General features: G+C 43.4%; 4 protein-coding genes. 1 reads left to right on the forward strand and 3 read right to left on the reverse strand.

Annotated elements, in window-relative coordinates; translation table 11 throughout:
* Positions 1-210 precede the first annotated feature (210 nt).
* From ED312_RS23395 to ED312_RS23405, 3 genes are all read right to left on the reverse strand, one after another.
* Complete coding sequence (locus tag ED312_RS23395) at positions 211-1,737, reverse strand: glycosyltransferase family 39 protein (protein ID WP_123218431.1); 1,527 nt, start codon at positions 1,735-1,737, stop codon at positions 211-213.
* Positions 1,738-1,970: 233 nt separating this feature from the next.
* Entirely contained in the window at positions 1,971-2,921 is a 951-nt protein-coding gene (locus ED312_RS23400) for an AraC family transcriptional regulator (RefSeq protein WP_123218432.1), read from the reverse strand.
* A gap of 49 nt (positions 2,922-2,970) precedes the next feature.
* A complete protein-coding gene (locus ED312_RS23405; protein WP_123218433.1) occupies positions 2,971-3,363 on the reverse strand; it encodes a DUF7793 family protein in 393 nt (130 codons plus the stop codon).
* Positions 3,364-3,731: 368 nt separating this feature from the next.
* Here ED312_RS23405 and ED312_RS23410 point away from each other — a divergent pair, with 368 nt between their 5' ends.
* On the forward strand, positions 3,732-4,565 hold the full coding sequence (locus ED312_RS23410) for an RteC domain-containing protein (protein WP_123218434.1): 834 nt from the start codon (positions 3,732-3,734) through the stop codon (positions 4,563-4,565).
* Positions 4,566-4,936: the final 371 nt, after the last annotated feature.

Raw genomic sequence — 4,936 nt, forward strand, 5'->3', positions numbered from 1 at the left:
CCGATTACAATCCTTTGATTTTAAACAGTATAAAGTTCCGTAATAATTTTTGTTACTTCCGAAAACGGGCTTGTCACATCGGGATTATTTTTTTAGCGTAAAGCCTTACATGAAGTGTAATGGGTGGGTGGGGTAACAGGTGATTAAGTTATTGGGGGTGCTATCTGAATCCTGTTGCCGGAAAAAAATATACAAAAGTTAGACAGTCTCTTAGTTATGATTCTTTATCCGATTCAATTCGGCTTCAATCCTCTTGTTTATATCGACCTTAGATCCCTGAAAAATAAAAATTGTTGTACCGAATTCCCGGGCATATTTATTGGTAACGGAATCTGAAATTATGGAATGTTCAAAGTAAGGACTTGTTTCCATAAGTTCATGCTCTCGTTCCCATCCGTTTTTTACCCGTATGAGATGGGTATAATCTTTTTGTAGATCGAACCAATTTACATAATCGGCATCAAATGAAACGGCTTTTATCCCGTTTTCAGAATAAAAGTTAATAGCCCCGGCTTGCCCGTAATTATCACAAAGCACCAAAGTTCGTTCCGGGTCATTTAAAATCAAATAGGCCTTATCCACCTTAGTGGCTAATTCTTTCCACCCCAGCATATCTGCATAATCTTGAGGAATTTCATGGTCTTTACCATCTTCCCATCGAAGCAACCCCAGGGCTTTATACGTATCCTGGTTGCTGATAATATATTCTGGTGTTTTATTTGGGAATGCTACATTAAAACTTAAAATGAATACCAATACCGGTACTATAAACAGTATGGGTTTAATCATTTTTCCGAACGTATGGTCCGGAATTCGAAATACATAAACCGAGCCTATGGCAATGTAAACAGGGTATAGTCCAATAGCATAATAGTCCTTTGCTTTCAGATACGTAAATAGGGTTAATATGAAGAGAAACGCCCAGAATAAGAACCGAAACTTTTTAAAATAACCGGAAAACAGGAGCCCATAAAGAGCGCTGGTGATGACAACTATGGAGCCTGTAAAAAACAAAAGCTGGTTTTTCAGAAATAATGTTCTCGGCACATGTACAAGTTGTGAATCGGCCAATGCATTTAAGTGATGAAATACAGGGAAACCGTTTTGGTATTGCCATATCAGATTCGGACTTACAATCAGCAATGCCAGTACTATGGCCAGGTAGATTTCCTTTCTGAGAAACAAGCGTCTGCTTTTTGTAATCATTAAGGCAGGTGCTATACCCAATGCTAAAAAGATGATATTGTATTTATTGAGAAAACCTAAGGCAAAAACAATAGCCGTATAGTATATCCATTTGCTATGGTCTGTGTTGATGTATTTTATTAAAAAGAAAAAAGTTGTAGTCCAGCATAGAACATCAAACGAATTAGGCTGATAAAGTGTGTTTAATCTTAGCAATACGGAAAACAGTATACAGGTAGCCCCCAGTATTTTGGCATACAAATTACCTTTAAGCTCCGATATGGTTGCCCATACCACAACGATGGTTAACGCTCCGGATAAAACAGGAAAAAATTTAATCCAAAATATGCTGTTACCGAGAAGTTTAATGAGAAATGAAATCCAGGATATAAGAGGGGGAACGGAAGCAAATCCGAAAGCCAAATGGTTGGCCTGATCCAAATGAAGATATTCATCGCGTTGTAAATCATATTCAGGAGCTATTAAGAAATAGTGTAACAAAAATTTCAGAAGTATAAATCCTGATAAAATAATGATGTCCTTTTTTCCCATTTTAATGACATGATGCACGCAAGACGAGTTCTATATATAAAAGACGAAAATCGTCAAATTATGTTACGGATTTTAACGACAAACAACGTTTTCCGTCTCATTTGCAATAGTGTATTCCCCGCTGAGGAGTGGCCCGGACGGATACATCTGCATAACTTAATCACCTGTTAACCAGGTAACTATAACACGTCTATTTCCACTTTCGACCTCCCGGGCTTACAGTCCGCAGCGGTTTAGCTTTTCTTCCGGCCCTTTTGTAAAAGTTGCTTTTGCAGCTGCTTCGGGGAATGGCCGAATTTCTTTTTAAACGCCTTGGAAAAATTCGGGTAATCTTTAAACCCGGACATTTTGGCGATTACCGGTAAAGGAATACCGGAATGTTCCACCAGCAAGCGGGCTTTTCGGAGCCTTTCTCCATGGTGAAACTGGAAGATGGTCTTTTTAAAAACCTGCTTAAATCCCCGTTTCAGCTTGTACTCATTAGTCCCGAAATCATGGGCGAGCTGCTTCAGGGAGGGTAGCGGTTTTTCCAGGTTATGAAGGATATGGTCGTAGACCTTCTGGAGAAGATGTATATCGGGCTCCCCGTGAAATGCAGCCGGTTTGTCGTGTGCCGTCCCGGTACTTTCCAGGGAAGTATGGTCCCGCAGGTCTTCCTGTAGCACGGTCTCGGTAGAGGTGACCAGGATACCCGAAGGGTTTCCCTCGCTGTCCCTAAGCCTGGAAAGGGTACAAAAGGCAGGGACCAGGAACTGTTGCCGGGTGGAAAAAAACAGTTGTACGGCGTATTGTTGCCATTGGTTTAATTTGTCTTTTGCCGCTTCCCAGGTTTCCAGTGATTCCCCGGAGAGTAAATCTTTAAAAAGCTTGTTGTTAAACGTTTTTTCTTCATAACCCAGGAGATCCGGCACCGGGGCGTTAAACCTCCGGATACGGTATTGATTGTCCAGCACAAAACTCATCTGAACCAGGTACCGGTAAGAATCACGGGGATTGATATAACTGTAGTGCTTCAGGATTTCCCGGAGCTCCTCGACAGTCATATTAAACCACATGATCAGGGCTTCCAGGTAATCATTACAGCCTGTTCTTTTAATTTTATAGGAAAAATTTCCCCTGGACAGGGCAACCAGCATACGAAATATGCTTCTGATCCTTTTCTCGTTAATATCTTCTGTGTTCATGGTATGGTATAGTATTGGTTAGTATGCGGAATGGCTTTTAAAGTGGAGCTTATACGGTGTAGGGTTTCAGGAAGTCAATAGCGCGGCTTTCTTCCGTAAACAGGTGAGTGGGGACATCGGGCCGGGGCTTATGGATTTCCAGGAAATATTGCATTAATCCCATGCCTATTGGTATATGTACCAAAAAGGCAACGGCTTTGGCCAGGACAAAACCTCTGCGGGCAATATAGTCCCTTCCGGCCTTGTCTGCCTCTATAACCCCCCGTACATCACAAAGAATGGGGTATGCGGTATGGTGCTGAAATTCTATACGGTCTGCGGTAATGATTCTTGCAGCGTCTAAATCTATAACGGTGTTCGGCTTATAGACGTGAAAAAGAATCCCGTCCTCCACCCGGTACGAGGTATATTCATTTTCGATATGATGTTCGGATACATACATTTTTTTATAGATGTAACGGAATAAAAGCTACAAAAAAATCGGATTATTGTTTTGTGTTTTAACAATTTAACTGATCTAATGTTAAAAATTTTAAGATAACAGGCTTCTTATTTGTCAATAATCAATGTGTTTTTGTGCAATGAGGATTTTAACTTTTGCCATAGAAATAGCATCCGGTAATTTTTGTTAAATTCGGAAAACGTAACTACCCCCTCGGACCGGTTTCTGGTCCGGTTTAACACTATAAACGTAGATCGTGATCCCTGGCACAACCGGGGACAATGCTGTGTAGGCCAGGGAGATAATTCCGGCTTACCCTGTACTTGACCGCCATATTTCCCTTAGTGTAACAGAGATAGCCAGAAGATATGGTATATGATGCTGTTATTGCCGGTTTTAACCGGGAACTACAAGATATAAAGCAGTTACACCATTCCGTACCGGAAATTCACCGGGGCGTGCTTTTATGCCGTAAAACCCTGTACCGGTTACGGGAAATGGTAAGGGAAACCGGCTTGAATACCCGGGAAGCCGAAATCCGCTTTTTTAAAGAGATCAAGGCTATCCCTTTAAGCTGGCTGATCTACTTTACGGAAGTGGGCTCCTGTGAACTTCGTAAGCCACGGGCAGATAAAGACCTGCAAAAACAGTTCTACAAAAAGCAACTTCACAAAGCCGACAAGTTTTTTCAAAAGCACCGGGAATTTGTGTATTATATGGAACAGGGGTATACCCATCGGGACCCGGAATATTTTACCCGGAAAACGTTGGGACACTTTCCCGTCTTTCCCGGGGAGGCCCATTATCGGGATCCCGACTTTTCTACCTCTCACGACCTGTTGTGGGCCCGGGTCATGGCAATGCAGCGGGTAGTGGACTACCTTCGGAAATCCCGGCAGCAAATTTCGGGCATACATACTTCCGCCGGCGATTCCCCGGCAGATCACCAGCTGGTCTGGACAGCTTCAAAGGTTTCTTTGACCGAACTGATCTATGCCCTGTATAGCGGAAAAGTCTTTAACCACGGGCAGGCCGACATCCGGAATATTACCGAGGCCTTTGAAGTGTTTTTCGGTGTCCGTTTGCCCCAGGTATACAGGACCTATGCTTCCATCAAGGGCCGCAAGGGGCAAAGAGCGCGGTTCCTGGAAGAACTGATCTTTCACCTTTCCCAGAAAATGGACCAGGAAGAGGCTATATAGTTTCGGGGCAGATATACCCGGTGTGGCTCCCCAATCCTTAAAACCACAACAAGTACACGTCTCCCGATAATCCCGAAAGCTTCGGGATTATCGGGATGAAGAGGAGGAGCTTGGTGGAGTTATAACGGGTAAAAGAGGGAAGAAAAAACCAAAAAGCTCCTCCCTCCCGATAGTCATCGGGATGATAAAGGCGCTGTGCTGAGCCAAGGCGAAGTAGAGGTACCCTAGCGCAGCTACGGGGGGAGGGTTTGAAGTCCCGGACCATTGGTATCAGCGCAAATGTTTGGGTAAATACGCCAAAGTTGGGGCTGGTCAAAACTCCCCGTCCCGCAAAGCGGTCCACCCCTCTTCATCACAAGAGGGGAGCCTTA

The sequence above is a fragment of the Sinomicrobium pectinilyticum genome (genome assembly GCF_003725735.1).
GTDB classification, from domain to species: Bacteria; Bacteroidota; Bacteroidia; order Flavobacteriales; family Flavobacteriaceae; genus Sinomicrobium; species Sinomicrobium pectinilyticum.